General features: G+C 46.8%; 24 protein-coding genes and 5 tRNA genes. 22 read left to right on the forward strand and 7 right to left on the reverse strand.

Translation table 11 applies throughout. The features are described from left to right. Positions 1-98 precede the first annotated feature (98 nt). Both EZ315_RS11895 and EZ315_RS11900 read left to right on the forward strand, forming a co-directional pair. On the forward strand, positions 99-1,109 hold the full coding sequence (locus tag EZ315_RS11895) for a uroporphyrinogen decarboxylase family protein (protein ID WP_135472275.1): 1,011 nt from the start codon (positions 99-101) through the stop codon (positions 1,107-1,109). After that, entirely contained in the window at positions 1,106-1,789 is a 684-nt protein-coding gene (locus EZ315_RS11900; protein WP_135472276.1) for a vitamin B12 dependent-methionine synthase activation domain-containing protein, read from the forward strand. The genes EZ315_RS11895 and EZ315_RS11900 overlap by 4 nt, the downstream gene beginning before the upstream one ends. On the opposite strand, the gene nifJ is transcribed toward EZ315_RS11900, so the two are convergent. The 4 genes from nifJ to frc all read right to left on the reverse strand — a co-directional run bounded on the left by nifJ (position 1,786) and on the right by frc (position 9,764). After that, complete coding sequence (gene nifJ, locus EZ315_RS11905; RefSeq protein ID WP_135472277.1) at positions 1,786-5,391, reverse strand: pyruvate:ferredoxin (flavodoxin) oxidoreductase; 3,606 nt, start codon at positions 5,389-5,391, stop codon at positions 1,786-1,788. The genes EZ315_RS11900 and nifJ overlap by 4 nt on opposite strands. 154 nt (positions 5,392-5,545) lie before the next feature. Continuing rightward, on the reverse strand, positions 5,546-6,517 hold the full coding sequence (locus EZ315_RS11910) for an AEC family transporter (protein WP_135472278.1): 972 nt from the start codon (positions 6,515-6,517) through the stop codon (positions 5,546-5,548). 70 nt (positions 6,518-6,587) lie between these two features. Continuing rightward, a complete protein-coding gene (oxc, locus tag EZ315_RS11915; RefSeq protein WP_135472279.1) occupies positions 6,588-8,321 on the reverse strand; it encodes an oxalyl-CoA decarboxylase in 1,734 nt (577 codons plus the stop codon). Positions 8,322-8,450: 129 nt separating this feature from the next. Then, positions 8,451-9,764 (reverse strand): formyl-CoA transferase, encoded by a 1,314-nt coding sequence (gene frc, locus EZ315_RS11920; protein WP_135472280.1) that lies wholly within the window; start codon positions 9,762-9,764, stop codon positions 8,451-8,453. A 299-nt stretch (positions 9,765-10,063) separates the two neighbouring features. On the opposite strand from frc, the gene EZ315_RS11925 reads away from it, so the two are divergent. The 3 genes from EZ315_RS11925 (at position 10,064) to EZ315_RS11935 (ending at position 10,423) form a co-directional block, all read left to right on the forward strand. Further along, a tRNA-Gly gene (locus EZ315_RS11925) sits at positions 10,064-10,136 on the forward strand. Between the two features lie 52 nt (positions 10,137-10,188). After that, positions 10,189-10,261, forward strand: a tRNA-Gly gene (locus tag EZ315_RS11930). Positions 10,262-10,339: 78 nt separating this feature from the next. Further along, a tRNA-Leu gene (locus tag EZ315_RS11935) sits at positions 10,340-10,423 on the forward strand. Positions 10,424-10,577: 154 nt separating this feature from the next. On the opposite strand, the gene EZ315_RS11940 is transcribed toward EZ315_RS11935, so the two are convergent. From EZ315_RS11940 to EZ315_RS11950, 3 genes are all read right to left on the reverse strand, one after another. Then, positions 10,578-12,851: a glycoside hydrolase family 2 TIM barrel-domain containing protein gene (locus EZ315_RS11940; protein WP_242452595.1), complete on the reverse strand. Its 2,274-nt coding sequence runs from the start codon at positions 12,849-12,851 to the stop codon at positions 10,578-10,580. Positions 12,852-13,157: 306 nt separating this feature from the next. Next, a complete protein-coding gene (locus EZ315_RS11945; protein ID WP_135472282.1) occupies positions 13,158-13,808 on the reverse strand; it encodes a hypothetical protein in 651 nt (216 codons plus the stop codon). A 71-nt stretch (positions 13,809-13,879) separates the two neighbouring features. Further along, entirely contained in the window at positions 13,880-14,242 is a 363-nt protein-coding gene (locus tag EZ315_RS11950; RefSeq protein WP_135472283.1) for a helix-turn-helix domain-containing protein, read from the reverse strand. A 163-nt stretch (positions 14,243-14,405) separates the two neighbouring features. Here EZ315_RS11950 and EZ315_RS11955 point away from each other — a divergent pair, with 163 nt between their 5' ends. From EZ315_RS11955 to EZ315_RS12035, 17 genes are all read left to right on the forward strand, one after another. Further along, positions 14,406-14,762 carry a hypothetical protein gene (locus EZ315_RS11955; RefSeq protein WP_135472284.1) on the forward strand — a complete coding sequence of 119 codons (357 nt, stop codon included), beginning with the start codon at positions 14,406-14,408 and terminating at the stop codon, positions 14,760-14,762. A gap of 24 nt (positions 14,763-14,786) precedes the next feature. After that, a complete protein-coding gene (locus tag EZ315_RS11960; RefSeq protein WP_135472285.1) occupies positions 14,787-15,263 on the forward strand; it encodes a hypothetical protein in 477 nt (158 codons plus the stop codon). Positions 15,264-15,357: 94 nt separating this feature from the next. After that, positions 15,358-15,432, forward strand: a tRNA-Phe gene (locus EZ315_RS11965). Positions 15,433-15,778: 346 nt separating this feature from the next. Continuing rightward, positions 15,779-15,849 (forward strand) — tRNA-His (locus EZ315_RS11970). 21 nt (positions 15,850-15,870) lie between these two features. Further along, positions 15,871-16,089 carry a hypothetical protein gene (locus EZ315_RS11975; protein ID WP_135472286.1) on the forward strand — a complete coding sequence of 73 codons (219 nt, stop codon included), beginning with the start codon at positions 15,871-15,873 and terminating at the stop codon, positions 16,087-16,089. A gap of 3 nt (positions 16,090-16,092) precedes the next feature. Further along, positions 16,093-16,341: a hypothetical protein gene (locus tag EZ315_RS11980; RefSeq protein WP_124076702.1), complete on the forward strand. Its 249-nt coding sequence runs from the start codon at positions 16,093-16,095 to the stop codon at positions 16,339-16,341. Positions 16,342-16,756: 415 nt separating this feature from the next. Beyond that, positions 16,757-16,990 carry a DUF3276 family protein gene (locus EZ315_RS11985; protein ID WP_135472287.1) on the forward strand — a complete coding sequence of 78 codons (234 nt, stop codon included), beginning with the start codon at positions 16,757-16,759 and terminating at the stop codon, positions 16,988-16,990. Further along, entirely contained in the window at positions 16,974-17,381 is a 408-nt protein-coding gene (locus EZ315_RS11990) for a zinc-finger-containing protein (RefSeq protein ID WP_135472288.1), read from the forward strand. Before EZ315_RS11985 ends, EZ315_RS11990 begins: the two co-directional genes overlap by 17 nt. Positions 17,382-17,433: 52 nt before the next feature. Next, positions 17,434-17,652 (forward strand): hypothetical protein, encoded by a 219-nt coding sequence (locus EZ315_RS11995; RefSeq protein ID WP_135472289.1) that lies wholly within the window; start codon positions 17,434-17,436, stop codon positions 17,650-17,652. 116 nt (positions 17,653-17,768) lie between these two features. Continuing rightward, complete coding sequence (locus tag EZ315_RS12000; protein WP_135472290.1) at positions 17,769-18,557, forward strand: hypothetical protein; 789 nt, start codon at positions 17,769-17,771, stop codon at positions 18,555-18,557. After that, positions 18,554-19,648, forward strand: coding sequence for a hypothetical protein (locus EZ315_RS12005; protein WP_135472291.1), 1,095 nt, complete (start codon positions 18,554-18,556; stop codon positions 19,646-19,648). The genes EZ315_RS12000 and EZ315_RS12005 overlap by 4 nt, the downstream gene beginning before the upstream one ends. Continuing rightward, on the forward strand, positions 19,641-20,267 hold the full coding sequence (locus EZ315_RS12010) for a DUF3127 domain-containing protein (RefSeq protein ID WP_135472292.1): 627 nt from the start codon (positions 19,641-19,643) through the stop codon (positions 20,265-20,267). The genes EZ315_RS12005 and EZ315_RS12010 overlap by 8 nt, the downstream gene beginning before the upstream one ends. Further along, positions 20,267-20,683 (forward strand): NinB/YbcN family protein, encoded by a 417-nt coding sequence (locus EZ315_RS12015; RefSeq protein WP_135472293.1) that lies wholly within the window; start codon positions 20,267-20,269, stop codon positions 20,681-20,683. The genes EZ315_RS12010 and EZ315_RS12015 overlap by 1 nt, the downstream gene beginning before the upstream one ends. A gap of 55 nt (positions 20,684-20,738) precedes the next feature. Next, positions 20,739-21,314 carry a hypothetical protein gene (locus EZ315_RS12020; RefSeq protein ID WP_135472294.1) on the forward strand — a complete coding sequence of 192 codons (576 nt, stop codon included), beginning with the start codon at positions 20,739-20,741 and terminating at the stop codon, positions 21,312-21,314. Between the two features lie 2 nt (positions 21,315-21,316). Continuing rightward, entirely contained in the window at positions 21,317-23,053 is a 1,737-nt protein-coding gene (locus EZ315_RS12025; protein WP_135472295.1) for a DEAD/DEAH box helicase, read from the forward strand. Next, on the forward strand, positions 23,050-23,271 hold the full coding sequence (locus EZ315_RS12030; protein WP_135472296.1) for a hypothetical protein: 222 nt from the start codon (positions 23,050-23,052) through the stop codon (positions 23,269-23,271). Before EZ315_RS12025 ends, EZ315_RS12030 begins: the two co-directional genes overlap by 4 nt. Beyond that, the gene (locus tag EZ315_RS12035) at positions 23,243-23,692 is read left to right on the forward strand and encodes a VRR-NUC domain-containing protein (RefSeq protein ID WP_135472297.1); all 450 of its coding nucleotides are present in this window, start codon (positions 23,243-23,245) and stop codon (positions 23,690-23,692) included. The genes EZ315_RS12030 and EZ315_RS12035 overlap by 29 nt, the downstream gene beginning before the upstream one ends. Positions 23,693-23,699 lie beyond the last annotated feature (7 nt).

Here is a 23,699-nt window from a genome sequence, read left to right on the forward strand (position 1 = left end):
TACGAAAAGTAAAAATGAATGTGATAAAATTGTACAAAAAGAGTTATATTTGCACGCCAAAACGACAATATCGTATCAGACCAGTACATCTCATACACATGAAAAAGAAAATCAATATGACCGAATGGATGCGTGGCATCATATCTCGCAAAGATGTTGTGGCGATCCCTGTAATGACGCATCCGGGAATAGAAATAACCGGTAATAGTGTGCTCAACGCTGTTACTGACGGACATGTGCATCACAAATCGATTGAGGCTTTGGCTGCGAAGTATCCGACGGCTGCTGCAACAGTCATTATGGACCTGACCGTCGAGGCTGAGGCTTTCGGAGCGCAGATTGCATTCAGTGAGAATGAGGTGCCTGCGGTCATAGGGCATCTTCTTGATTCTGCTGCGGATATCGACCGATTGGTGGTCCCCTCACTTCATTCCGGTCGTGTGCCACAATATCTCAAAGCCAACCTTCTTGCTGCACGTACAATAACTGACCGTCCTGTGATAGGCGGATGTATCGGTCCGTTCTCTCTTGCCGGACGTCTTTATGACATGTCGGAGATAATGATGCTCATATATCAGGACCCGGCTGCCGCACACCGCTTGCTTGCCAAGTGCAGTGAATTCATATTGAAATTATGCATGGCACTCAAGGAGACAGGTGTGAATGGTGTGATGATGGCTGAACCGGCGGCAGGACTGATGTCTGATGATGACTGCAAGCGTTTCTCGTCCGACTATGTAAAAGATATCGTCGATCAGGTGCAGGACGACTATTTCACTGTCATATTACATAATTGCGGCAACACCGGTCATTGCACAAAGGCTATGGTGGCGACAGGTGCCGGAGCGTATCATTTCGGCAACAAATGCGACATGGCGGAAGTGACAGCCGAGGTTCCTGAAGGAGCTCTGTCAATGGGTAATCTTGATCCGGTGTCGGTATTCAAGGACGCTACTCCGGAGGATGTGAGGCGTGACACTCTCGATCTTCTTGAAAAGATGCGCCAATACCCCAATTTTGTGTTGTCAAGCGGTTGCGATACTCCTCCTCATACATCATTGGAAAATATCGATGCATTTTTTGATGCTCTTGCCGAGTTTAACCGATGATTTCCGGCACGCTATCTTATTCCGATTTAAAGATTACCCCATCTGACCTGTATGTTCAGATGGGGTATGGTGATTCTATCCCTGATGAAATGACTCTCAGAGAGGCTGAATCTGTTCTCAACGAGATAAAATTTTGGCTTAATGCTCAATATTGTTTCTTTATTTCAGATGGAGAGTTGGACGAAGGCAGCTCCGTTATCATCTCGATGGGCAGAGAGCACAGAATAGGTAGGGTCATAGCCAGGCAACTAAGGGGGGCAAAGCGTTACGCATATTTCGTGGCGACTGCGGGAGATGAATTCGAGGAATATCAACATCGGCTCATGGCTACAGGGGATATGGTAAAAGTTTTCATCGCTGATTCCATAGGGAGTGTGATTGCCGAAAAGGCTGCCGACCGAATGGAAGAGGCTCTTGAAGCACTGCTTTTGCCATCAGGATGGAAGCATACCAATCGTTTCAGTCCGGGTTATTGCGGCTGGGATGTGAGCGGACAGCAGCAATTGTTCCCGATGTTTCCTGACGGGAAGCCATGTGGCGTGACGCTGTCATCATCAAGCCTCATGACTCCCATCAAGTCGGTAAGCGGTGTAATCGGTCTCGGTCCCGATGTACGGAAACTCGATTATTCCTGTGGTCTGTGCGGACTTTCCCAATGTTATAAGAGACGACGGACTTAAATCTTTTTCAACGCATCGTTCTCTCTGTCGCAATCCTTTTGGAGCTCTGGTTGAAGTGTATTAGCCCGTTCAGGTGCAATCATATTGAGGTCTATGTATCTGTCCTCCTCATGTATATATTGCGCCACATAATTTAAAGGTTCAGAGGAAGAGTATCCGGCAGAAGTTGTTTCGGTGTCCGAGCCGTTTGTCCCGCTGTTGTCAGGACCTGGGATTGCATGGTCGATGGTCAGAGGTTCTTCTCCTCTTTCATATGCCTCAGGATTAAATCGGTACAGAGGCCAGTAGCCGCTCTCGACAGCTCTCCTTTCCTCGATTATGGAGTGACCGAGCCCCGGACGTATCCCATGATTTATACATGGACAATAGGCTATTACAATTGCAGGTCCGTGGTATCGTTCAGCCTCTACAAGCGCGTCGATTGCTTGCTGATAGTTAGCACCGAGCGATATGGATGCCACATAAACATTGCCGTATGTCATCATCATTCTTCCGAGGTTTTTCTTTGGGGTGGATTTGCCTGTCGGAGAGTATTTTGCCACACAGGCTCTCGGGGTGGCTTTTGATGTCTGTCCTCCGGTGTTGGAATAGCATTCGGTATCCATTATTAGCATCTTTATTGGTTCTCCTGAGGCAAGCACATGATCAAGACCTCCGAATCCGATGTCATAGGCCCATCCGTCACCACCGATGGCCCATACTGATTTCTTTGCGAGCATATCAGCCGCCTCAAGCAGTTCTGCATATTTAGGCGATGCATCTCTGACTGGCGACAACATGGTTATGAGTTGTGAGGCTGTAGAAGCGGAGAGCTCAGGGTCGTCTTTAGATGTCAGCCATGCTTGAAGTGGTTCTTTGAGGTAGGGCATTGTGGATGGTGATTCGATAAGATCTTTTACCATGTCAGCTACTTGGGCTCTACGTTGCTGGATTGACACAAGCATTCCGAAGCCATATTCCGCATTATCTTCAAAAAGAGAATTCCCCCAAGCAGGACCATGTCCGTTTCGGTCTGTACAATAAGCGTTGGAAGGGAAGTTTGCGCCCCAAATGGAGCTGCAACCTGTGGCATTGGCAATCAGCAGCCTCTTGCCGAAAAGCTGGGTGAGAAGCTTTACATACGGAGTCTCCCCGCAACCTGCGCATGCACCTGAGAATTCCAGATATGGGGTGCGCAGCTGTGAGCCGTTGATACTTTCTGCCGGAATAAGATTCTCTTTGGGTGACACATTCGTTTTCAGCCACTCAAGCTTTGGCAATTCTGAGTCGATCACATTTTCGATGGGGGTCATGGTCAATGCATGTCCAGGACATATCAGTGAACATGATGAGCACCCGAGACAATCCTCTGTAAAATTCTGTATTCTGAATCTGTATCCGATTAAAGATGGAGAGCCTACAGCTTCTTTTGTCACTATATCTTTTGGTGCGGCATTCGCTTCTTCGGTATTAAGCATAAATGGGCGTATCGCAGCATGCGGACACACAAGGCTACATTCGGTACACTCCACACACTTGTCGGCATCCCATACAGGTACCCTTGTGGCGATGCGCCGATGTTCATAGGCAGTTGTCCCCATCGGCATGGTCCCGTCAGGGGTGAATGCCGATACAGGTATATTGTTCCCATAACCTTTTATGCATGGTGTATGGACTTTCTCTATAAAATTCTTTATTGTGGAGTCCTTGAAGATAGGGGAGTGCTGTGGTGATGTATCCGGTATGGTGTCCCATCCTTTTATCGAGTTATAATTTATCTCTTTCAGGGCATCAATGGTCATAGACACGGCCTGGATGTTTCTATTCACCACCTCTCCGCCTTCGTGGATGTATGTTTCCTTGATTTTCTGTTGGAGTTCTGCCAGGCTTGTCTCGAAAGGTATAATTCTGCTGAGGTATAGGAATACAGTCTCCATGGGCATGTTGATTCTTGGTGACAGTCCTACTTTGGCAGCTATGGCATCGGCATTGATGTTGTAAAAGCGCAGTTTTTTGTCTGAAATAGTCTTGCGCATTGAAAGAGGCAGTTTGGTCACCATCTGTTCTGGTGTCCAAGGTGAATTCAGCACAAAGATGCCTCCGGGCTTTATGTTATGTAGCATGGAGAACCGATGTACATATGATGCTTTGTGACACCCTACATAGTCAGCGGATTCAATACCGTAAGCCGATGTCACAGGTTTATGTCCGATGCGCAACTGGGATATGGTGTAGCCTCCGGATTTCTTGGCAGAATAACTGAAATAAGCCTGGGCATAGAGTCCTGGTGTATTTCCAAGTATGGATGCGACCTGTTTGGTGCCGCCTACTGTGCCGTCATTGCCTATGGCATATAGTATCGTCTGGTAGGTGTCGGATGCCACTGTGGTGTCAACGCATTCGGTCACATCGAGTGACAGGTGAGTCACATCGTCATTGATACCTACTGTGAACGAGTCGCGTGGATTTTCTTTTCCCATTTCATCGAATATGGCTTTGACCATTGACGGATTGAACTCTTTGCTTGACAATCCGTATCTTCCGCCTATGATCTTAAGGTCAGGTTTGAAAACAGAGCCGCTATACAGAGCTGAAATCACGTCTTGGCATAACGGCTCATGCTGTGCGCCTGACTCCTTGGTCCGGTCCATTACCGCGATAATCCTTACACTTTTGGGAAGTACTGTGCGTAATGTTTCAACAGGGAAGGGGCGGTATAGGCGAACTTTCACCACCCCGGTTCTATAACCTTTTTCACAGTTAAGATAGTCGACAGTCTCGCTCACCACATCTCCGCCCGAGCCCATTATTACGATCACCCGGTCAGCATCAGGTGCTCCATAGTAGTCGACAAGATGGTATTGTCTGCCGGTGGCCTGTGCCACACGGTCCATAGCTGCCTGCACGATGCCAGGGAATGCATTGTAATAACGGTTACGAGCCTCTGCATTTTGGAAATAGACATCAGGGTTCTGTGCGGAGCCTCTCAAGGAGGGATGCTCCGGATTCATTGACCTCCGGCGGAATTCAAGCACCTTGGACCAATCCACCAACGGTCGGATGGTTTCATAGTCGATCATGTCAATAGTCCCCATTTCGGAAGATGTCCGCCATCCGTCGAAGAAGTGCATCACAGGTAGAGATCCGTCAATGGCTGCAAGGTGGGCTACAAGTCCGAGATCCATTGTTTCTTGAACGGAAACCGAAGCTATCATTGAAAGACCGGTGGCACGGCACCCCATCACATCCTGATGGTCGCCGAATATTGACAATGCATGAGTGGCTATGGACCGGCATCCTACATGAAACACCGCAGGCAGCATTTCTCCTGCAATCTTGTACATGTTTGGAATCATCAGCATCAGTCCTTGGGATGCTGTAAATGTGGTTGCAAGGGAGCCTGCAGCAAGAGCTCCGTGCATAGCTCCTGCTGCCCCGAGCTCGCTTTCCATTTCGATCACTTCAAGAGGTTGCCCCATAAGGTTAAGGCGTCCGTTCATGCCCCACTTCTGTGCGGTCTGACCCATAGAAGCGACAGGAGTGATAGGGTAGATAGTGGCGACATCACTGAGCGCATATGCAACATGTGCAGCCGCAGTGCATCCATCGAGTATTTTTTTCATATTCAGGTAGAATGATCGTTATGAATTTGTCAAAATGACAAAACCGACAGAAGAATCGGCAAATCCAATTTTTTTCGTCAATGCCATAGGATAACTTATCCTTATTCTTCAGTCGGTTTTGGCGGGTAGTTATTTTCTTATGGGAATACTGCTTTTAGAATCCGTAAGAATGGGTACATAATTCTGTGATCCAAAGCCACAACGGACAGAATCCTATGAAGAGAATCACTGACAGAGTTAGAGAGGTAGTGCCGGTGGCTACATATTGGTCATATTCGTCAGCAATAATAATGCCGGAGAATGCCGGGGGAAGGGCTGCTGCTACGACAAGCATTTTCAGGTTTAGAACATCCATATGGAATATGAGCCCAAGAATGAGGATGACTGCCGGCATGAGCACCATCTTCATGATGGACCCGAGTATGGCCTGCCAGTTGATCTGAATTTTGATAGCTGAAAGAGTTATGCCGGCTGAGAATACTGCCATAGAGGCATTGGCTCCTTTGATAAGATCAAAGGATGGGCTCAGCCATGCCGGCCATGGAATGCCGACCAATACCCATATCACAGCAAGGATAGGAGCCCATGCAACAGGCTGTTCAAGCGCGTGAATTACAGGTGCCCAAGCACTCTCCTTTTTGGATGATCCCGGATTCTGTTTTTCAAGTGATGCATTCATGAGAGAAAGTCCTACAGGGATTCCTACGGCATTCACCACAATGCCAACGATGGCTACTACAAGAGCCACTGCCGGTGTGGTCCCGAATATCGGTTCAAGAACCGCAAACCCGAGGAAACCTATAGTCGGCGAGCCACTGATAAGAGCGGAGACTGCGGCATCGGCTCCTGTATTTTTTTTGAACATAAGGAATACAAAGTAGACTATCATGAAACACCCCATGATACCGAAAAGAGCGATGAGCGATAGCTTCAAATCGGCAGCAAGCATCTCACGAGACGCCTGCACAATGGAGACGAACAGGGCTGCCGGTAATGCGTAGTCAAGGACGACCTTGTTGAATTTCTTGGCATCATCACCTGTGAATATGCCTTTCTTTCCGGATATGAATCCCGCAAGCATCACCACAATAATCGGGACAATTGCGTATAAAATAACGTGTAACATAGAAATCGGAAGTGAAGTTGTTGTGAAAAAAGTTTTATTGACACACGGGTCTGTGCGTCTCCAGTATCTTTCAGACAGTTATATTCTGAAGAGGTGCCGGGTTGAGATAGCCTATATGTCCCGACTCTTTTCCTGAGTCGGCTGCAAGCTGCACATCGATCAGGCAAGGCTTCTTACTTGCAATACTTTCTGTGAGTGCTTTTTTGAGCTCTTCAGGAGTCTGTACATAGTAGGTCTGTGCGCCGAACGCCTCACCGAGTTTGTCATACCTGGCATTGATGTCAAGAGTAGTTGGTGCCGGATCAGATGTCTTATCCATAGGCACTCCTATGCCGTTGTATATGCCTCCGTTATTGAGAATCACTACGGTTACAGGCAGATTGAATCTACATATGGTGGAAAAGTCCATACCTGAGAATCCGAATGCAGAATCACCCTCGATAGCAACAACTTGTTTGCCGGACGCTACGGCAGCACCGACAACAGATCCCATACCCATACCCATTATGGCCCAGGTAGCACAGTCAATACGGTGTCGTGGTAGTGACATGTCGATAGCGACTCGGGTGTCGTCGAGTGTGTTGGCTCCCTCGTTTACAAGGATTATGTCAGGATTTGACTCAAGTATGGGTTTGATTATGCCGATAGCGGTCCAATGGTCCATAGGCATGGTCCCTTTATTGGCCGCAAGACGCGCCTGAAACTTGACATTCTTTTCTTTTGTCTCAGCCTGTAGGGCAGAGAGCCATGCCGGATCGGTACTCATACTGGCGACCGAAAGTTTGGCAAGAATTGCATCAAGTGCGAGTCCCATGTCTCCCACCACAGGAGCCGCGATGGGAACATTCACATCCATCTCCTGTGGCTCGACATCAAGTTGGATGAACTTCATGTCGGGATTCCATTTCCCTTTACCGAATGATAGCATCCAGTTGAGGCGAGCACCGATGATCATTACGACATCGGCTTTCTGCATTATAGTGGATCGACATGACAATGCGCTTAACGGTCCGGCATCCGGCATAAGACCTTTTGCCATTGACATGGGAAGATATGGTATGTTGTGTTTTTCAATGAGTGTTTTGATCTTGTCATCGATCTGTGCATATGCTGCGCCTTTACCAAGAAGGATGGCAGGACGTTTTGCAGAAGCAAGGAGCTTCACGGCACGGTCTACTGATTCCTGATTTGGGGCAACCGGAGAATAGATGTCTACAGGTTGATACAGCAGCTTTTCAGCATCCTCGCGATTCATTACCTGACCTAATGCCGGGGTGGTCATATCAATGTATACACCACCTGGTCGACCTGACACGGCGGCGCGGTAAGCTCTGGCAACAGCTGAAGGTATGTCCTCTGCCTTGCTGCATCTGAATGCAGCTTTCACTACCGGCTTGGCTGTATTGAATTGGTCGAGCTGCTCATATGTCCCCATGTTCATATCCACCATGGCAGGATCAGAAGCTCCGGAAATCTGGATCATAGGGTAGCAATTGACTGTGGCATTGGCTGTGGCAGTAAGTCCGTTCATGAATCCAAGTGAGGATACAGTCATAAGGACCCCCGGCTTCTTGGTTAGAAAACCGTCGGTCGCTGCTGCCATACCGGCCTGCTGTTCATGCCGGAATCCGACAAAGCGTATTCCCTGCCCTTGTATCATATAAGCAGCTTCGGTTATAGGTATGCCGACGAGACCGTACACAGTCTCGATTCCTACATTTTTAAGGGCTCGTGCCAGAATATACATTCCGGTCACCTGTTCAGGATAGTGAGGGGTATTCGTAGGTTGTGAATTTGTTGTCATTGTGATGTTCGTTTATAGTTAAGAAAAAAGAGGGGACAACCGTCTTCTGTTGCTCGAATTGCGAGACAATTGGACTGATTGTCCCATCTTTTCTCATATCTTGGTTTAGTTGAATTTTAACATAGGCTGTTATGCCTTCTTATCAGGGGCTGAAGTCTCTTTTGGCATTGGTGAAGTTGTTCCGTTTTTGGCAAATTCAGCAATCTGCTGGTCGGTATAGCCGTATGATTTGAGCACTTCCGCAGTGTTGCCACCGAGGTCTGGACACGGTCCATATACAGGCTGATAGTTGGACATAGTGAACGGAACTCCTACAGTTACAAATTCCCCGATCTTTCCACCCTGATCGATCTTTACGAGGGTGTTGCCGTCATAATTGTGTGGATCAGTCATTATCTCCTTTGTGCTCAGTACAGGACCTACAGGAACACCTGCTTTGGAGAGTAATTCTGTAACCTCAAATTTTGTCTTGGTGATACAGAATTCCTGAATACGCGCCCACACTTCATTTTTATGTTTATCGCGTGCGTCGGCTGTGTTGAAGTTGGGATTTGTGAGCCAGTCATCAAATCCAAGAGCATGACAGGCAAGCTCAAAATCTTTGGCTCCGCGCTGGAGGATCACGTATACATAATCGTTCGGGTCATTAGCCCAGTTCTTGCACTTATATGTCCATCCGAGCACTCCCGATCCTTCAGTATTTCCGGAGCGTGGAACACAATCTCCGAATTTTCCGTCAGGATACTGTGGGAACTGGGTCAGATAACCGATGCGGTCAAGTGTGAGCTGGTCGCGGGTCTTGATGCGGCATAGATTGAGGCATGCATTGTGCATGGACTGATACACATAGCAGCCTTCGCCGGTCTTTTCTCTCTGAGCAAGAGCAGCGAGGACACCTATAGTCAAATGCATACCGGTATTTGAATCGCCAAGTGCAGCTCCCGACTGGGTAGGGATATTGTAATCGCCTTCGTACCATCCTGTGGTAGATGCAGCTCCGGCAGTGACTTGTGCCACAGGTTCATAAGCCTTCAGACTGCTGTACTGAGAGGCGACAGGAAATCCTTTGATTGTTCCGTAGATGCATTTTGGGTTGAGCTTGTGAACGGCATCCCATCCGAACCCGAGTTTGTCGATTGCTCCGGGATGAAGGTTCTCGATGAATATGTCACAGGATTGAATAAGTTTCGTGAGAATTTCTTTCCCATCAGGTGTCTTGGCATCAAGGGTGAGGGATTTCTTGTTGGAGTTGAGTTGAAGGAAGTAGTAGCTCGGACAATCGGGATCAAACTGTAGTTCATTACGAGTGGCGTCACCAACGCCTGGGCGTTCGATTTTGATTACTTCCGCGCCAAGCCATGCGAGAAGTTGAGTGCAAGATGGACCGGACTGGACTTCGGTGAAGTCAATCACCTTGATTCCTTGAAGGGGTGCTGTATTCATAATAGTAAATATGTATTTTGATAAACTTCTATTGTTAGAACAACATCCATTCAAAAAAGTTGGGTAAAAAGGCAGCATTATTTTAAAGTAGGCTATCATTTCTCAAGTTTTATAAATATAGCAAGTGTGGATGTAAATATGTGAAATCTCGGATATTTATTGTTAGTTTCCATATAAATGTAATTGAAATTAAATGTTAATAACTATTAAAATGGGGCGTAGTATTTGCACGTAACAAAAAAAACATCTACCTTTGCATCGCAAAAAGGGAAAACGACATAAGTAAACCCATAAAACTTGCGAAAATAGCTCAGTTGGTAGAGCACAACCTTGCCAAGGTTGGGGTCGCGGGTTCGAGTCCCGTTTTTCGCTCAAAGAGAACATTAAAAATAAATTTGAGACCGAGGTCGTCTAAACACTACTCGCGAAAATAGCTCAGTTGGTAGAGCACAACCTTGCCAAGGTTGGGGTCGCGGGTTCGAGTCCCGTTTTTCGCTCTAATATTCCCTCGTATTTTTTCGACCGAAAGTCTCTCATTTTGGTGGCAAATGCTTCCAAGATGTTACCGCATTTATGTCCGGATGGCGGAATTGGTAGACGCGCTACTTTGAGGGGGTAGTGACAGTTATGTCGTGTGAGTTCGAGTCTCATTTCGGACACTTTTGAAAAATCCCATATGATTGAATTTCAATCATATGGGATTTTCTTGTATATTATTGTCCCCATTTTGTCACCGCTGTTGACAGCAATTCAACGATTTGTATTGGCGCATAGTAAACACAGTATTTTACTATGCACCCAGATATCAGTCTTTTAGCGTTTGACATATTGCATATTTATTTTTGCCGGGTGTAAGTTTGCGGTTTTTGCCTTAAGCTCTATAGGAGTGTTTGATTTTCCTGCACGTAATATCACAAGTGCTTTTCCACGATATAGGGAGCGTCGAGCTGATTTTTCAGAGTAGGGGATGTGCAGTTCATTACTATGCATATCTCCGTTATCAACGGCTACAATACTGGCATCGCCGCTAAGCGATATCTCAATCTCTGAAGAGATGCCAGGAACTGTTCTTCCTTTTGCATCCACAGCTCTTATTACCACGTGGCATAAGTCATATCCGTCATTACGCCATGGGGCGTTTTCGGGTTCTGCAACAAGTTTCACAGCTTTTCCTGCGGTCTCTATTCTGTGGATTGCTACTTTTTTTCCGCTATTGTATGCTGTGGCTTCAAGTATGCCGGGTGAATATGCAACGTTCTTCCATTCAAAACGATTTCGGAGCTTTGTGTTGCTAAGATTGTTTATGCGTCTTTTCAGGCTTTTGCCGTTGAGTCTTAGTTCTACTTCATCAGCATTGCTGAATACCGTGATATCATGAACATCACCTTTGCGGAAATTCCAATGATCCACCATTTCTGAACGTTTCATTTCCACATCATTCCATAGATATGATTCATTGCTCTTTTGCTGTATGCCTATATGTACCACTGGCTCATCGGAAAACATACTTTTAATGAACCAGGCCTCAGGTTTTGGCTGTAATGACATATCAAACACTCCCTGTTCCCATCCTTTTGCCGGCCATCCAGCCGACTCACCGAGATAGTCGATCATGCCCCAATAGGCAAGTCCTATTACACGGTCGTTGTCAGGTTCATAAAAGTTGGGGCCCATGCCGCTTCGGTTTGCTTCGCTCTGATAAAAAATCATGTCGGGAAATCGACGTGAATCGCCTGGAAAATACATGTAGCGATAGTTATAAGAAGCAATGTCGGTCTCACGAGCCAATGGTGCAGGTAATGAGTCTGTTTCAAGAGAACGGTATCGAGGATGCATGGCTACTGTCACTTGTCGTGTGGTGTCATAGCGTTCAAGCAGCGTTTTCTGCAATCGATATGCTGTTACACCCCAATCGTTAAAAGGCAGGTTGCTGTAACCTTGTAGCTCGTTTCCAAGGCTCCACATGATTACAGATGGGTGATTGCGGTCGCGTTTAATCCATTCGGGCAGATCATGCTGCCATTGAGCGGTCCAGTCCTTCCTTCCGCCGGAATATTGTTTGAGCCACTTGTCGTACAGCTCATCAACCACGAGTATGCCGAGGCTGTCACAGATGTTAAGAAAATCAGTGCTGTAAGGGTTATGAGACGTGCGAACATGGTTGAACCCGAAATCCTTAATCAATCGCAGACGTTTTTCTATCGCTTTCGGATATGCCGCAGCTCCAAGAGCTCCGAGGGTGTGATGATTAGCTATACCTTTAAGCAATACTTTCTTGCCATTGAGCTTGAATCCGAATTCCGGTGAGAATTTGATATCTCTTATTCCGAATTTTACCGACATGCTGTCGGTAATGGCGGAATTGTCGGGCCTTCTTAGTTTCACATGCGCTGTATACAATGCCGGAGTCTCGCAGCTCCATAGCTGTGGATTTTCTATTCTGAATGGATGGAGTGCATATTCCCTGTGCCTCCATTTAAGATTCACCGGAATAGTGTCGATACGAGATATCAGCGTGTTTCCGTCGGGTGATAATATATCCGTTTCTGCAATAAACCGATGGTCTCGGCTGCGTGACTCGGTCTCTATACTGATGTTTATTTTCGCTTTGCAAGTGTCTGTAACATTAGTTTGTACGCATAACCCATGCCTGCTGAAATACAATGTAGGGTCTGTGACTATGATTTTCACCTGTCGGTACAGTCCGCCTCCGGTGTACCAGCGGGAGTTGGAAGGCTTCCCGGTGTCAGTCTTGACTATGATTTCATTCTCCTGGCTATGACATATTTTTTTAGAGATGTCGATCTCAAATCCGAGATAGCCATAATCGGTCCCGCCAATATATTCGCCGTTCAGGAATACATCGCCTACGAGCATTATGCCTTCAAAATCAAGTAGTATACGTTTCCCTTTCCAACTGTTTTGCGGAGTGAATCTCAATGAATATACACCTTTTGTTGGTTCTTTGAACGCTCTTGCGCTCAAGCGACTCTTAATATTGGCGGCTCCGTCTCTGTTGTCAGGTATTTCTTCTGATGACGGCTTTATCCATGGTTGCCCTATAAGATAATCATGAGGCAGATTCACAATTACAGAGGAATCTGAATCCTGATGTTGAAATCTCCATCCAAAGTCAAGAGGTATTACTGTTCTTGCAGAAGTCTCTATGGATGTTTTAATTGAGAATATTGATATGGTTGTCAATAACAATAGTAGCTTTAATCTCATTATTGCCAGGTATTACTATTCAAGGTAAATATTTTCTGTCGGATAGTACGCGGACTTCTCATCAGACATTGGTAGAATGCAAAGTTACGAAAAATTTGTCGTACTTCTGCGTAGTCGGCTGAAAATCTTGTAATTTCAATAGGTCTTAATTCCGTGCCGACAATTTTACGGAAATGTTTTTGAGGATGTTACAGGTCCATAATCTGCTACGAATGTGTCATATTGATTTTTAGTTTTACCAATTATTGAGAATGATTGAAATCGCTTGGTTAATTCTTGGAGTTCATGCTCTGATGCCTTAGGAATCACAACAGACCATTGGAGTGTTCCACAAATACTCTTGCCATAGAAATCAGATGCTGCTTGGGGAGAAGGATATTCCCAGTGATAATTCGGCTCGGATACAAGAAATGACGCATCTATCATATTCTGAATGTTTTCATCATACCATTTGTTGAAATCTTCACTATTACTGTGTATATAAGAGAAAGATTCCAGATACACTATCCTCCACGGTCCTGTAAATTGAGGATTGAATTTTCTATACGATGCTCCTAAAGTAGAGTTATCTGCTTTGCCAATCAAAGTATTGAAAGATTCAGTTTTGAATTTTGCTTCCTCCTCGGTATTTACATATTCTAACCACTTTATAATTAAAGTGGATTCATACGAAAATGATGGCATATTGCGAACTGGGATTGAATATGTCATTATTTCCTCATTTTCTTGACACCATCGTAAATAGTCATTTATACATTCGGGGTTAACAGATATTCCGGATGCTTGATATTCAACAAGCCATTTGTCTTGTGCCATCGGCGTTGGATCATCAGAAGAGCATCCATATAGAAAGATGCTTAATATCCCGATTGTCCAATATAAGTATTTCATTTTCCGATTTGTTTTTCAAGTTGAGTAATACGCTCTTTGAGCATGGCGATAGTTTCTGATTTGGATTTGAGGGCATCGTTTAGAGTAGTGATTGTATCCACAAGACCATTTATACGCGCTATGTCCTCTGAGTTGTCTTCTTTTCTTATGAGCATTTCACCGTTGCCCCTTAGCAGCCACTCAGCAGAGATTTCAGGATATGCCTGAAGAATGCTTACAACTGTTTCGATACTGATACCTCTAAGACCCTTAATCTGGTTATCAAGGGTCTTTTGAGGTATTCCGCTTCTTATGGCAAGTGCGCGAATCGACATGCCGCTATATGCAACGATTTCCTTTAGACGGGTAAGAATGTCCATATTGCCTAAATGTTAATAATTCTAAAAATTAGCCCAAACGAGCCTACATAATTTGCATTATTAGCTCAAATGGGCTAACTTTGCATCATCTTCAATCAAACACTACAAAATTAGCAAATTTGATTGAGATGAGCAAGAACATAATCAACAAAATATAAGCAAGATGACCCCAAACGAGACTAAACTCCAAAACCTCCGCAACTACCTTGATACCCTCATCGGGGAGTATCGGGAGGCAATTTCATCATCCGTCCGCGAGATGGAGAAGTTCAATATCTCTCCCGAAGATTTCCGCAAAGAGTCCGTCAGCCTCAACGTAGCCGCCTTTACCCTCGGCTATCTCAATCTGGCAAAAGAGGTATCCGAAAAATCGGACTACAAAACAACCGAGAATTATATCCGCTTCCACAAGCATCAGATTGAAACCAAGACAATCGGTGAGGCAGGTGTAATCACTCTTGCTCAAAACGCCACAATCTCGGCTCTCTCCACCATCATAGACCTCTACCTCGATAAATAAAGTCAAACCAATAACCTTTTAACAATGGATCAGAACACAGCCTATCAGTACAAGGCACTTAACGAGGACTCTTACAACAGCCTCGCCGCCTTTGCAGTATCCACTCCTGCAACCGTAACCCTCCACCCCGGACTTCTTACCATCGTAATCACCGGCGACGACGCCAACGAGGTTGGCAAGTTCATCGACAGAGAGGGTCTTGACTTCCACATCAACCCGATTGAGTTTCATGACGAGACTCTCGGTGCTGTAATTGACTGCGAGACCACCGATGCTGGCACCCTCCGCAAAATCATCTACCGCATGATGGGAGAGCGCTCCGCGATGGAAGAACACCACAATGGTGCTCTTGCCGAAATTACCGCCCAGCGCGACAGCGCGAAGAAAGACCGTGACATGTATATGCGCTGGTATTCTGATAGCACAAACCGAGAAGACCGCGTCAAAGGTCAGGTTCAGGCAATAGCATTGCTGCTGAACGAAATCTTCCCCGAGAAGTAACCCCCGCCAAAGTCAAACCAACCATAACGGCTGCTCAAGAGTGAGCACATAGCCCAGGGGCAAGAGAGCCCCGACCCCGAAAGGGGTTTTAATCGGGAGTATCGCCAAGCGGTTAAGGCCGGGACCGAAAGTCCTAAGTCGGAGGGTTCGACTCCCCCTGCTCCCACCACCAAAGAAGAGTACCTTGACAAGTCTGGAATTTCCGCTGACACGCCCGGACGGGAGACCGCCGGAACATCAGCGATGAGTAGTAGCCGATAAAGAAGCAGTCGAGTATGCCGAGAGGTGAAAGACACTTTGAAACGGGTCGGTGCTACGGTAAGAAAGAACCATCCGTGCTTATGCCGAAGAATGACGGATGGCGAGTTGAGTCGTGTCCGCTCGTGGCAAATGGACCGGTATAAACTGAATCAATAGCACGTCTGAATCCGAAATCAAAACGTAGCATACCTTATGACCGTCTGAAAATGGTTGACGGGTGAGACAAGGATAGGAACGTGAATGATTATAAATCGAACGGTGTAGCTCAGTTGGTAGAGCGGTCTGTGAAACAGATGCGTCGGCGGTTCGAGCCCGCCCATCGTTCCTCACTCAATTAACAACCTATATGGAAAAGACTATTAAAGTAGCCACTCTCGGCATAGCTGAAGAGCTTAGAAATATGGAGATAGGCGATGTCGTTCAGTTTCCTGTCCCCAAGTATAATTACAATTCAATTCGCACCTCCCCCGGCACCACACTTGTAGCCGAAACAATGGAGGGGCGAAAGTGGAAAACAAGAAAAGACATAGATAACAAATGTGTCTTTGTAACCAGAACCGCATAGACTATGGGAAGATGTCTTGTAACTTCGGTAAACCCTGCGGAGATCATGCTTGAGAATATCTTCCGCGTCATGGAGCGTGAGACGTTCTGCAAAGATACAGCTGCGAAAATCGTTGGCGGTGTGAAGAAGTTAGAGGACTTGATTGCCGCCGGCGAAATTGATGCTGAAAAGGGATGCAATGCCCAAAACAGCAAATGGAAATGCAATGCCGCCCAAGTTCTGCGACATTGCCGGAATATGAGAAACAAATGAACTTACCACATAGTAGCCCGTGAGGGTGTTTTTCATTATAAGAATCAATAGATTGCCTTGAGTGCCCGTGAGGGTCGTGGCATCATCTTTAATCAAACCCCGATAGCCGAGCGGGTAATCTCGGCCACTTGGTCGGTAAAGCTCACGTGTTGGAGGCGTGAGGAGCGAAATAACCGATGGAGCCATCGGCCCTCATGGGTTCGATTCCCATACCGGCCACACCCCAAATTAGAATAATATCATTAACGCCGGATGGTCTGTGAAGATAGTCCGGTTTTTTCACATGAGAGACTGACATTTGGTGAGTGTCCCCCGGGTTGAACCGGGCGTAGGTGAATAATCGCGGCCGCTAAATAGCCTACAAGCAGGTTCGACTCCTGCTCTCTCAACTACATCATCAAAACACATCATCAAAATGGATAAGCCAACAATCTCCAAGCGCATCAGCGCCGGAACTCGCGTCTATTACATCGACGCGCACAACGACCGCAAAGGTCAGCCGTATATTTCCATTTCGGAAATACCTACCGACAAATCGCCAGGCAAAAAGAAAAGGCAGCGTATCTTCCTCCATGCAGAGAACGTGGACCAATTCGCCCAGGCATTTGCCGAGGTCGCAAACCATATTAAGAATGAATCTCAAAGATGACCCGATTGTTCTTCTCGGCTGGAGTTGCCCGTATTGTGGTTCTCCAACGAAACTCGTTGACGACACGGAAATCTACGGGCGATCATACGGCACCAAGTGCTATCTCTGCAAACCGTGTGGGGCATGGGTCGGCTGTCATAAGAACTCGGACAAAGCACTCGGCAGAGTCGCAAACAAAGAACTGCGACAACTGAAACATCAGGCTCACGAGGCTTTTGACCCCATCTGGAAAGACGGCTATCTCCCACGCACTGCCGCTTATGAGGTCTTGTCCGTTGCTTTCGGACTCCCGATAGAGCAAACTCACATAGGAATGTTCGATGAGGATATGTGCCGGAAAGTAATCTCATTGTCAAACACAATTCTTAAATACATCAGAGAAGATAGCTAAACAAATAACACGCGGCAAGTTTCTCCTTATAGAATGTACCGCTGGTGAGCTGATGAATGCTGTCGGCTCCGACATCTGCATCTGCGATTGGTGCGGCAGACCATACCTCCCCTCTGATAAAGGGGTCTACATTGCAGTCCTTAATCATTGGTATTGTAAGGAGTGCTTTTATGAATGGGCGGCACAAGCCACCTGGTATCCCCAAGATGCCGATGTTGAGCGTAAGAATTTCAGCTTCTATGCTCCTCGTCTCGGAGTCAAATGTCAGTAAATGTTAAGGCGTAAAAATGGCGGGCAATGCGTTTGCGTAACTCGTTAAAAATGACTAACTTTACTGTATATCAGAAACAATGATATTAAAAGTCAAACCAATAAAAACCTACCTATATGGCAAAGGAAAAACAACCAAAAGTTGAGCAAGACCAAGAGGTCAACGATGCTCAGATGAAAACCGAGGCAGAGGCTAAGGCAATCATCGAAAACAACCTCCGCTTCTACTCGCAAGGATGCGAGGTTCCGGCAGACGCGCTCAAACCAATCAGAGCAGGCCGACTCAAAGGGATGTCCGATGTGAATCCGATGTGGCGCATGAAGAGAATGACCGAGATTTTCGGTCCTATCGGATTCGGCTGGAAATACGAAATTGTAAAGCAGTGGACTGAGACCTACGGAAACGAGGTCAAGTGTTTCTGCGTTGTCAATCTCTTCGTCCGCGATCCCGAAACAAAAGAGTGGAGTGAGCCTATACCCGGCAGTGGAGGTTCTGCCATCGTATCAATGGAGAGCAAGGGTGCTTATGTGAATGATGAGGGCTACAAGATGGCTCTTACCGATGCACTCTCAATCGCTATGAAGCCGCTCGGAATCGGAGGCAATATCTGGTATGGTCCCAAAGCGTCAGGGCATAATGAGAGCAAGTATGAGGCATCCACAAGAGAAGATGCCAATCAGAACCAACATCCTCAGCAAAGTCAAGGCACCTCAGCGATGGCGTTCACCGGCGCACAGCTCAACCAAGCCATTCAGGAAATGAACGCAACCACCACTGAGGCAGAATTTCAGGCTTGCTGGCAGAAATGGGCACAAATATCTCCTGCGTTGACAAGCAATGGCACTGACTTCTACAAAGCCGCGTGTGCAAAAATCAACTCTATCAAAAATCCCTCCGCAAAATGATGCAGTTCAAACAATCCCCTGTAATCTTCGACGAGGATAGCCACAGCTATCAACTCGACGGCAAGAGATTGCTCGGCATCACGGGACTTATACACTCAATCCTCGGATTGGGTGTATATCCCGATGCAAGTGAGCACGTCAAAGATTTCATCATTCCAAGAGCCGGAAGTCGCGGCACCGCCGTTCACCATGCCATTCAGACCTATGACCAACTCGGTATCAAGCAGACTACTCAGATAGTCCACACTCGCTACGGATGCCGGGAGCGTGATAACATTTCCTATGTTGATGAGACGTGGGATGTGAGTTCAGAACTTGAGGCATATATCCGACACCTCAACGGGTTCAAACCTCTTGCCAACGAGTTAACTGTTTCCGACAATGTGCGCTACGCCTCGCAGATAGACAATGTTTGGCAGTACGAGAAAACGGGTGGTATATGGCTTGTCGATACCAAGACTAACAACATCAAACTCTATCCGCTTTGCGGCTACTACAACGCCAACTATTTCAATAGCGGTGAAGATGCCCTCAAAGAATACCTCTCCTGGCAGCTCTCAATCTACGCAGAGTTATTTGAGGCAGAGAACCCCGGACTAAAGGTGGAGGGGCTGGCTTGCAACTGGCTGAAAGCCGATGCTGATGCGTTCTGGGTTATAGAGCGCAAACCATCCGAGTTGGTTTTGGAACTCCTTAAAACCACCTATTTTTTCAGCGATAATGGACCTGTCTATTTCCATCCCGATCAGTCGGTGTTCGGCATCGGCTCAACTCTCCCTGCCGAAGTCAAAGAGCAAACTCCGATAGTAGCACCCGATGTTGTGGATTATTTCACATCACTACTGAAAACATATAAGGAGGCAGAGGCGAAACTTGAAGAGGCTAAAACAGCATTGAGAGCCGCCATGACGGAGCATAAAGTGAAGTCTTTTGATTTTGGTTCATTCAGTGCCACAATCGGGGCCGACAGCGTTTCAACCTCCTTTGACACCAAAACATTCAAAAAGGATCATCCCGAACTATACAAGAAATATGCCTCATCAAAAGCCAAAAAGGGCAGTTTCACAATAAAACTCAAAGACAATGATTAAATTTTCAGCAACAAACGCCCTGGTTCACTCGGTTACTCCGGTGATTGAGATTGAGTCCAGATCCGGCGGTCAGCCGTTCTGCAAACGGGAACTCATCATTGATGACTCTTGGGAAAAGGATGGCAAACTTTATACTAACTTCGTTTCAATCGAGTTCACCGGCGACAAGATGGCTCAACTTGACAGAATCTATCCCGGTATGCGTGTGAACGTGGATGGACTTCTGAGCGGTCGAGAGTATAACAATCGTATCTACAACACCGTCAGTGGGCAGTCGGTTTCTCCTTATCAGGCTCAACAGCCCAGTGCGCCCGCCCCGGCACCCATGCCCGGCAGTTATCCTCAACAACCGCAATATCAGCAGGCTCCCGGCTATCAAGCCGCTCCTATGCCCAGTGGTTATCCTCAACAACCGCAATATCAGCAGGCTCCCGGCTATCAAGCCGCTCCTATGCCCAGTGGTTATCCTCAACAGCCTGCCGCTCCTGCCTATCCTCAGCAACCCCAACAGTATGCCCCATCACCTGCACCGGCAACCGCGCCCGTTACGGCTCCTGCACAGCGGCCATACAGTTCACCATCCTCGCCGGGTGTGAATGACTTGCCGTTTCCGCACTGATGGAAGCCAATCTCATTAAGCGCAACGGAGTAGTGACTATTGATAAGGATTTCGACCTCATGTGTTCACTACTCCGTAACGGAGAATACACAGTAAAGATAGTACGAAAGACTCAACCTCGTACCATATCGCAAAACTCATTGATGTGGATGTGGTACAAGTGTATGGAAGAGGCAACGGGGACTCCCAAAGAGGACTTTCATGATTATTATAAAGCCAAGTATCTTAGCCGTGATGTAGTCGTTGGCAGAAGGTGGTACCGGGTTCCCGGCAGTACCACCGACCTCAACACCTTGCAGATGACAAACTATCTTGAAAAAGTCAAGGCGGACGCAGCAACAGAATTTGGGATAATGCTCCCACTTCCCGAAGATAGGAACTATCAAGCGTTCATATCTGAATATAGGATAAGATAACACGTCGGACGGTCAGAAATGGCCGCCCGGCTTTTTTATTAACAATTTCAAAACAATGGAAACCCAAGAAATCAAAATCAAAAAAGCCAAATTGAGCAAAGGCGGCTGTGTCGAGGCATCGTATATTGATGCCGACGGCAACGAGATTACTTTAAAGGGTAAAAACAAGTGCCATAATGACCTCAAAGTGGCACTTGCCGCTCTGGTCCCATTCTTTGCCGACCTTACCGAACAGAAGGAGGCAGACACCATCGACTGGAGCGACCTTGAAAGTGCCGAGAATGTTGACCTCCTCCGTAAACTCGATGTAACGGGTCTCAGTATCGGCGGTGATGACAACAACCGCATCATCACTATGACAGGCCGGCGCACCCTCATCACATCAAGGGTTCTTAATCTCAACGCTCCCGGCGTAGAGATGGAATCCGAGACATTTGAGTGGAGCCACATCGACGACTTCGACTTAGCGGTGCAGGCTTTCATTTATGAGGTCAAGGAGTACATCGTAAACCGCAAATGGGAGGTTGTTCAGGCAACTCTCTTTGATGGTGATCCCGATGACCCCTTTGCCGGAGCCGAGCCGACCGATGCCGCTCCCCCTGTTGAACAGCCTGCCGAAAATGTAGCGTAAGAATGAAACCAATATATATTACCGAAACGCCCAACACTTTCCGCCTCTCCTTTGAGTATAACAAGGAACTTGTAACAACCATCAAGCGTGTGCCGAGTGGCCCGCGATGGGATGCTCAAGAGAAAGAATGGATTGTGAAAAAGGAAAGTATCTGCTATCCTCCCGGGCGTGATGCTCGGTGGTATGTAGAGGCTTTCGCTCAATGGGCAGTTGCCAAACACTTTTGTACTAACATTTCAAGGCGTAGCGAATCCCACGATGTAGTATATGAGATTCCACCGATGAAGAATTTCACCGGCGAACATTATATGCTCCTCAATCCATACGAGTATCAGTTGGAGGGAGTGCGCTACGCCTTGGATCATAAGCGTTGCATTTTTGGCGACCAGCCCGGCTTGGGTAAAACTCTTCAGGCGATATGCTCAGTAGTCAAGGCTCACAAGGAAGCCGCTGTCTATGGGGATTCATTTCCTGTACTCGTAATCTGCCCCGCTGCTCTCAAAGTCAACTGGCAGCGTGAGTTCAAAAAGTTTGCCGGCATCAACGCTGTTATTCTCGATGACAAAAACCGCGATAGTTGGCATCGTTTTTATGAGTTGAGGCGTGGTGATGGAGACCCCTATGCCCCGGTGTTCATCACAAATTATGAGAGCCTAAAAAAGTTCTTTGTGAGTGATGTCAAAGACCACGCACGAATGACTCTACGTTCCATAGTCTTCGATGAACGCATCAAACTGTTCAAGTCCATCATCATAGATGAAAGCCATAAATGCAAATCAAGCAAGACACAGCAATCAAAGTATGTTGAGGGAATCTGCAAAGGTAAAAAGTGGGTGTTCGCTCTAACGGGTACGCCTGTTGTCAATAATAATACCGACCTTATCCAGCAGCTCAAAATCCTCGGCAGGCTTGATGACTTCGGCGGCTATAAGCAGTTTGTCGGCCGCTACTGCGATGGACCCAAACAATCCTCCAATCTGCGAGAGTTGAATTATCGCCTTTGGATGTGCTGTTTCTTTCGTAGAGAGAAAGCTAAAGTGCTTACTCAGTTGCCCGACAAGATGCGCCAGTACATCACTTGCGACATTACCAACCGCAAGGAGTATGACGATGCAGAGAATGATGTTATCAAATATCTCCGTCAGTACAAGAATGCGAGTGATGACCGAGTGGCACGCGCCATGAGAGGTCAAGTGATGGTAAAGATGGGCATACTTAAACAGATTGCGGCGAGAGGTAAAATCAAAGCAGTTTCCGAGTTTATCCATGATGTCATAGACGGAGGGGAAAAACTCATCATGTTTGCATATCTGAAGGAGGTTGTGGAGGCTCTGAAAAAAGAGTTCCCCGATGCAGTAACCGTTACGGGTTCTGATGACATCAAAGCCAAGCAGAACGCAGTTGACCGCTTCCAGAACGACCCCGAGTGCAAACTCATAATCCTCAACTACAAGTCCGGCGGAACGGGTCTAACACTTACGGCTGCAAGCCGAGTTGGGTTTATCGAGTTCCCCTGGACCTATTCGGATTGTGAGCAGGCAGAGGATCGCGCCCATCGCAACGGACAAAAGAACGCTGTCAACTGTTACTACTTCCTCGGTGACAAGACCATTGACCGCTATATGTATAATGTCATTCAGACAAAGAAAGACATTGCCAACGAGGTTACGGGAACCACTACCCAAATCGAAGAGGATATGCTCAACATCACAATGAACCTGTTCCAAGACCGAATATGAAAAAGAGATTCAAACTCCTCAACCGCTCCGGCAAAGTCCATATTTTGCATTGGGCGGCTGATGGTAAGCTGTTCGGTCCCGACTGGGAAGCTGTGGCTACGTTTGATGACAAAGACTCAAATCTGGAAAGATGCAAGACTATAATATGGCTTATGAACGAGTGCGACAAGCACACAGACCACCCTAACGATGACAGAACAAGAGATAATAAAAAGTGAGCAGGGTTATTCGGAATCCAAGATACAGCATATATGTGTGAATTGGTTCCGGCAGACATTCCCCCATGTCGGCAATCTTCTTTTTGCAGTGCCTAACGGCGGATGGCGTGGAGCCCGCGCCGGTGCCCAAATGGTATATGAGGGACAAGTCAAGGGCGTTGCTGACCTCATCCTGCTTTATCCGTCAGGAGGCAAGTCAAGCCTCTGCCTTGAGATGAAAGTACCAAAGAAGAAAGGTAGCAGCGCCGGAACCCAGAAACCGCACCAGATAGAGTGGCAGGCTCTCGTTGAGAAATATGGTAGCACCTATGTAGTGTGTCATGGACTCATCGAATTTATCAAGGCTGTTTGCGACTATCTCCAAATCAATTCAACAAAGTATATCGACGAAGCTCTTAATAAATATCCTCTTTACCGATGATCAACTA

The organism is Duncaniella freteri (assembly GCF_004766125.1).
GTDB classification, from domain to species: domain Bacteria; phylum Bacteroidota; class Bacteroidia; order Bacteroidales; family Muribaculaceae; genus Duncaniella; species Duncaniella freteri.

What these genes read in the sequence shown, in the direction of transcription:
- EZ315_RS11895 (WP_135472275.1), top strand. Translation starts at nt 99, where the DNA reads ATGAAAAAGAAAATCAATATGACCGAATGGATGCGTGGCATCATATCT.
- EZ315_RS11900 (WP_135472276.1), top strand. Translation starts at nt 1,106, where the DNA reads ATGATTTCCGGCACGCTATCTTATTCCGATTTAAAGATTACCCCATCT.
- nifJ (WP_135472277.1), bottom strand. Translation starts at nt 5,391, where the DNA reads ATGAAAAAAATACTCGATGGATGCACTGCGGCTGCACATGTTGCATAT.
- EZ315_RS11910 (WP_135472278.1), bottom strand. Translation starts at nt 6,517, where the DNA reads ATGTTACACGTTATTTTATACGCAATTGTCCCGATTATTGTGGTGATG.
- oxc (WP_135472279.1), bottom strand. Translation starts at nt 8,321, where the DNA reads ATGACAACAAATTCACAACCTACGAATACCCCTCACTATCCTGAACAG.
- frc (WP_135472280.1), bottom strand. Translation starts at nt 9,764, where the DNA reads ATGAATACAGCACCCCTTCAAGGAATCAAGGTGATTGACTTCACCGAA.
- EZ315_RS11945 (WP_135472282.1), bottom strand. Translation starts at nt 13,808, where the DNA reads ATGGCACAAGACAAATGGCTTGTTGAATATCAAGCATCCGGAATATCT.
- EZ315_RS11950 (WP_135472283.1), bottom strand. Translation starts at nt 14,242, where the DNA reads ATGGACATTCTTACCCGTCTAAAGGAAATCGTTGCATATAGCGGCATG.
- EZ315_RS11955 (WP_135472284.1), top strand. Translation starts at nt 14,406, where the DNA reads ATGACCCCAAACGAGACTAAACTCCAAAACCTCCGCAACTACCTTGAT.
- EZ315_RS11960 (WP_135472285.1), top strand. Translation starts at nt 14,787, where the DNA reads ATGGATCAGAACACAGCCTATCAGTACAAGGCACTTAACGAGGACTCT.
- EZ315_RS11975 (WP_135472286.1), top strand. Translation starts at nt 15,871, where the DNA reads ATGGAAAAGACTATTAAAGTAGCCACTCTCGGCATAGCTGAAGAGCTT.
- EZ315_RS11980 (WP_124076702.1), top strand. Translation starts at nt 16,093, where the DNA reads ATGGGAAGATGTCTTGTAACTTCGGTAAACCCTGCGGAGATCATGCTT.
- EZ315_RS11985 (WP_135472287.1), top strand. Translation starts at nt 16,757, where the DNA reads ATGGATAAGCCAACAATCTCCAAGCGCATCAGCGCCGGAACTCGCGTC.
- EZ315_RS11990 (WP_135472288.1), top strand. Translation starts at nt 16,974, where the DNA reads ATGAATCTCAAAGATGACCCGATTGTTCTTCTCGGCTGGAGTTGCCCG.
- EZ315_RS11995 (WP_135472289.1), top strand. Translation starts at nt 17,434, where the DNA reads ATGAATGCTGTCGGCTCCGACATCTGCATCTGCGATTGGTGCGGCAGA.
- EZ315_RS12000 (WP_135472290.1), top strand. Translation starts at nt 17,769, where the DNA reads ATGGCAAAGGAAAAACAACCAAAAGTTGAGCAAGACCAAGAGGTCAAC.
- EZ315_RS12005 (WP_135472291.1), top strand. Translation starts at nt 18,554, where the DNA reads ATGATGCAGTTCAAACAATCCCCTGTAATCTTCGACGAGGATAGCCAC.
- EZ315_RS12010 (WP_135472292.1), top strand. Translation starts at nt 19,641, where the DNA reads ATGATTAAATTTTCAGCAACAAACGCCCTGGTTCACTCGGTTACTCCG.
- EZ315_RS12015 (WP_135472293.1), top strand. Translation starts at nt 20,267, where the DNA reads ATGGAAGCCAATCTCATTAAGCGCAACGGAGTAGTGACTATTGATAAG.
- EZ315_RS12020 (WP_135472294.1), top strand. Translation starts at nt 20,739, where the DNA reads ATGGAAACCCAAGAAATCAAAATCAAAAAAGCCAAATTGAGCAAAGGC.
- EZ315_RS12025 (WP_135472295.1), top strand. Translation starts at nt 21,317, where the DNA reads ATGAAACCAATATATATTACCGAAACGCCCAACACTTTCCGCCTCTCC.
- EZ315_RS12030 (WP_135472296.1), top strand. Translation starts at nt 23,050, where the DNA reads ATGAAAAAGAGATTCAAACTCCTCAACCGCTCCGGCAAAGTCCATATT.
- EZ315_RS12035 (WP_135472297.1), top strand. Translation starts at nt 23,243, where the DNA reads ATGACAGAACAAGAGATAATAAAAAGTGAGCAGGGTTATTCGGAATCC.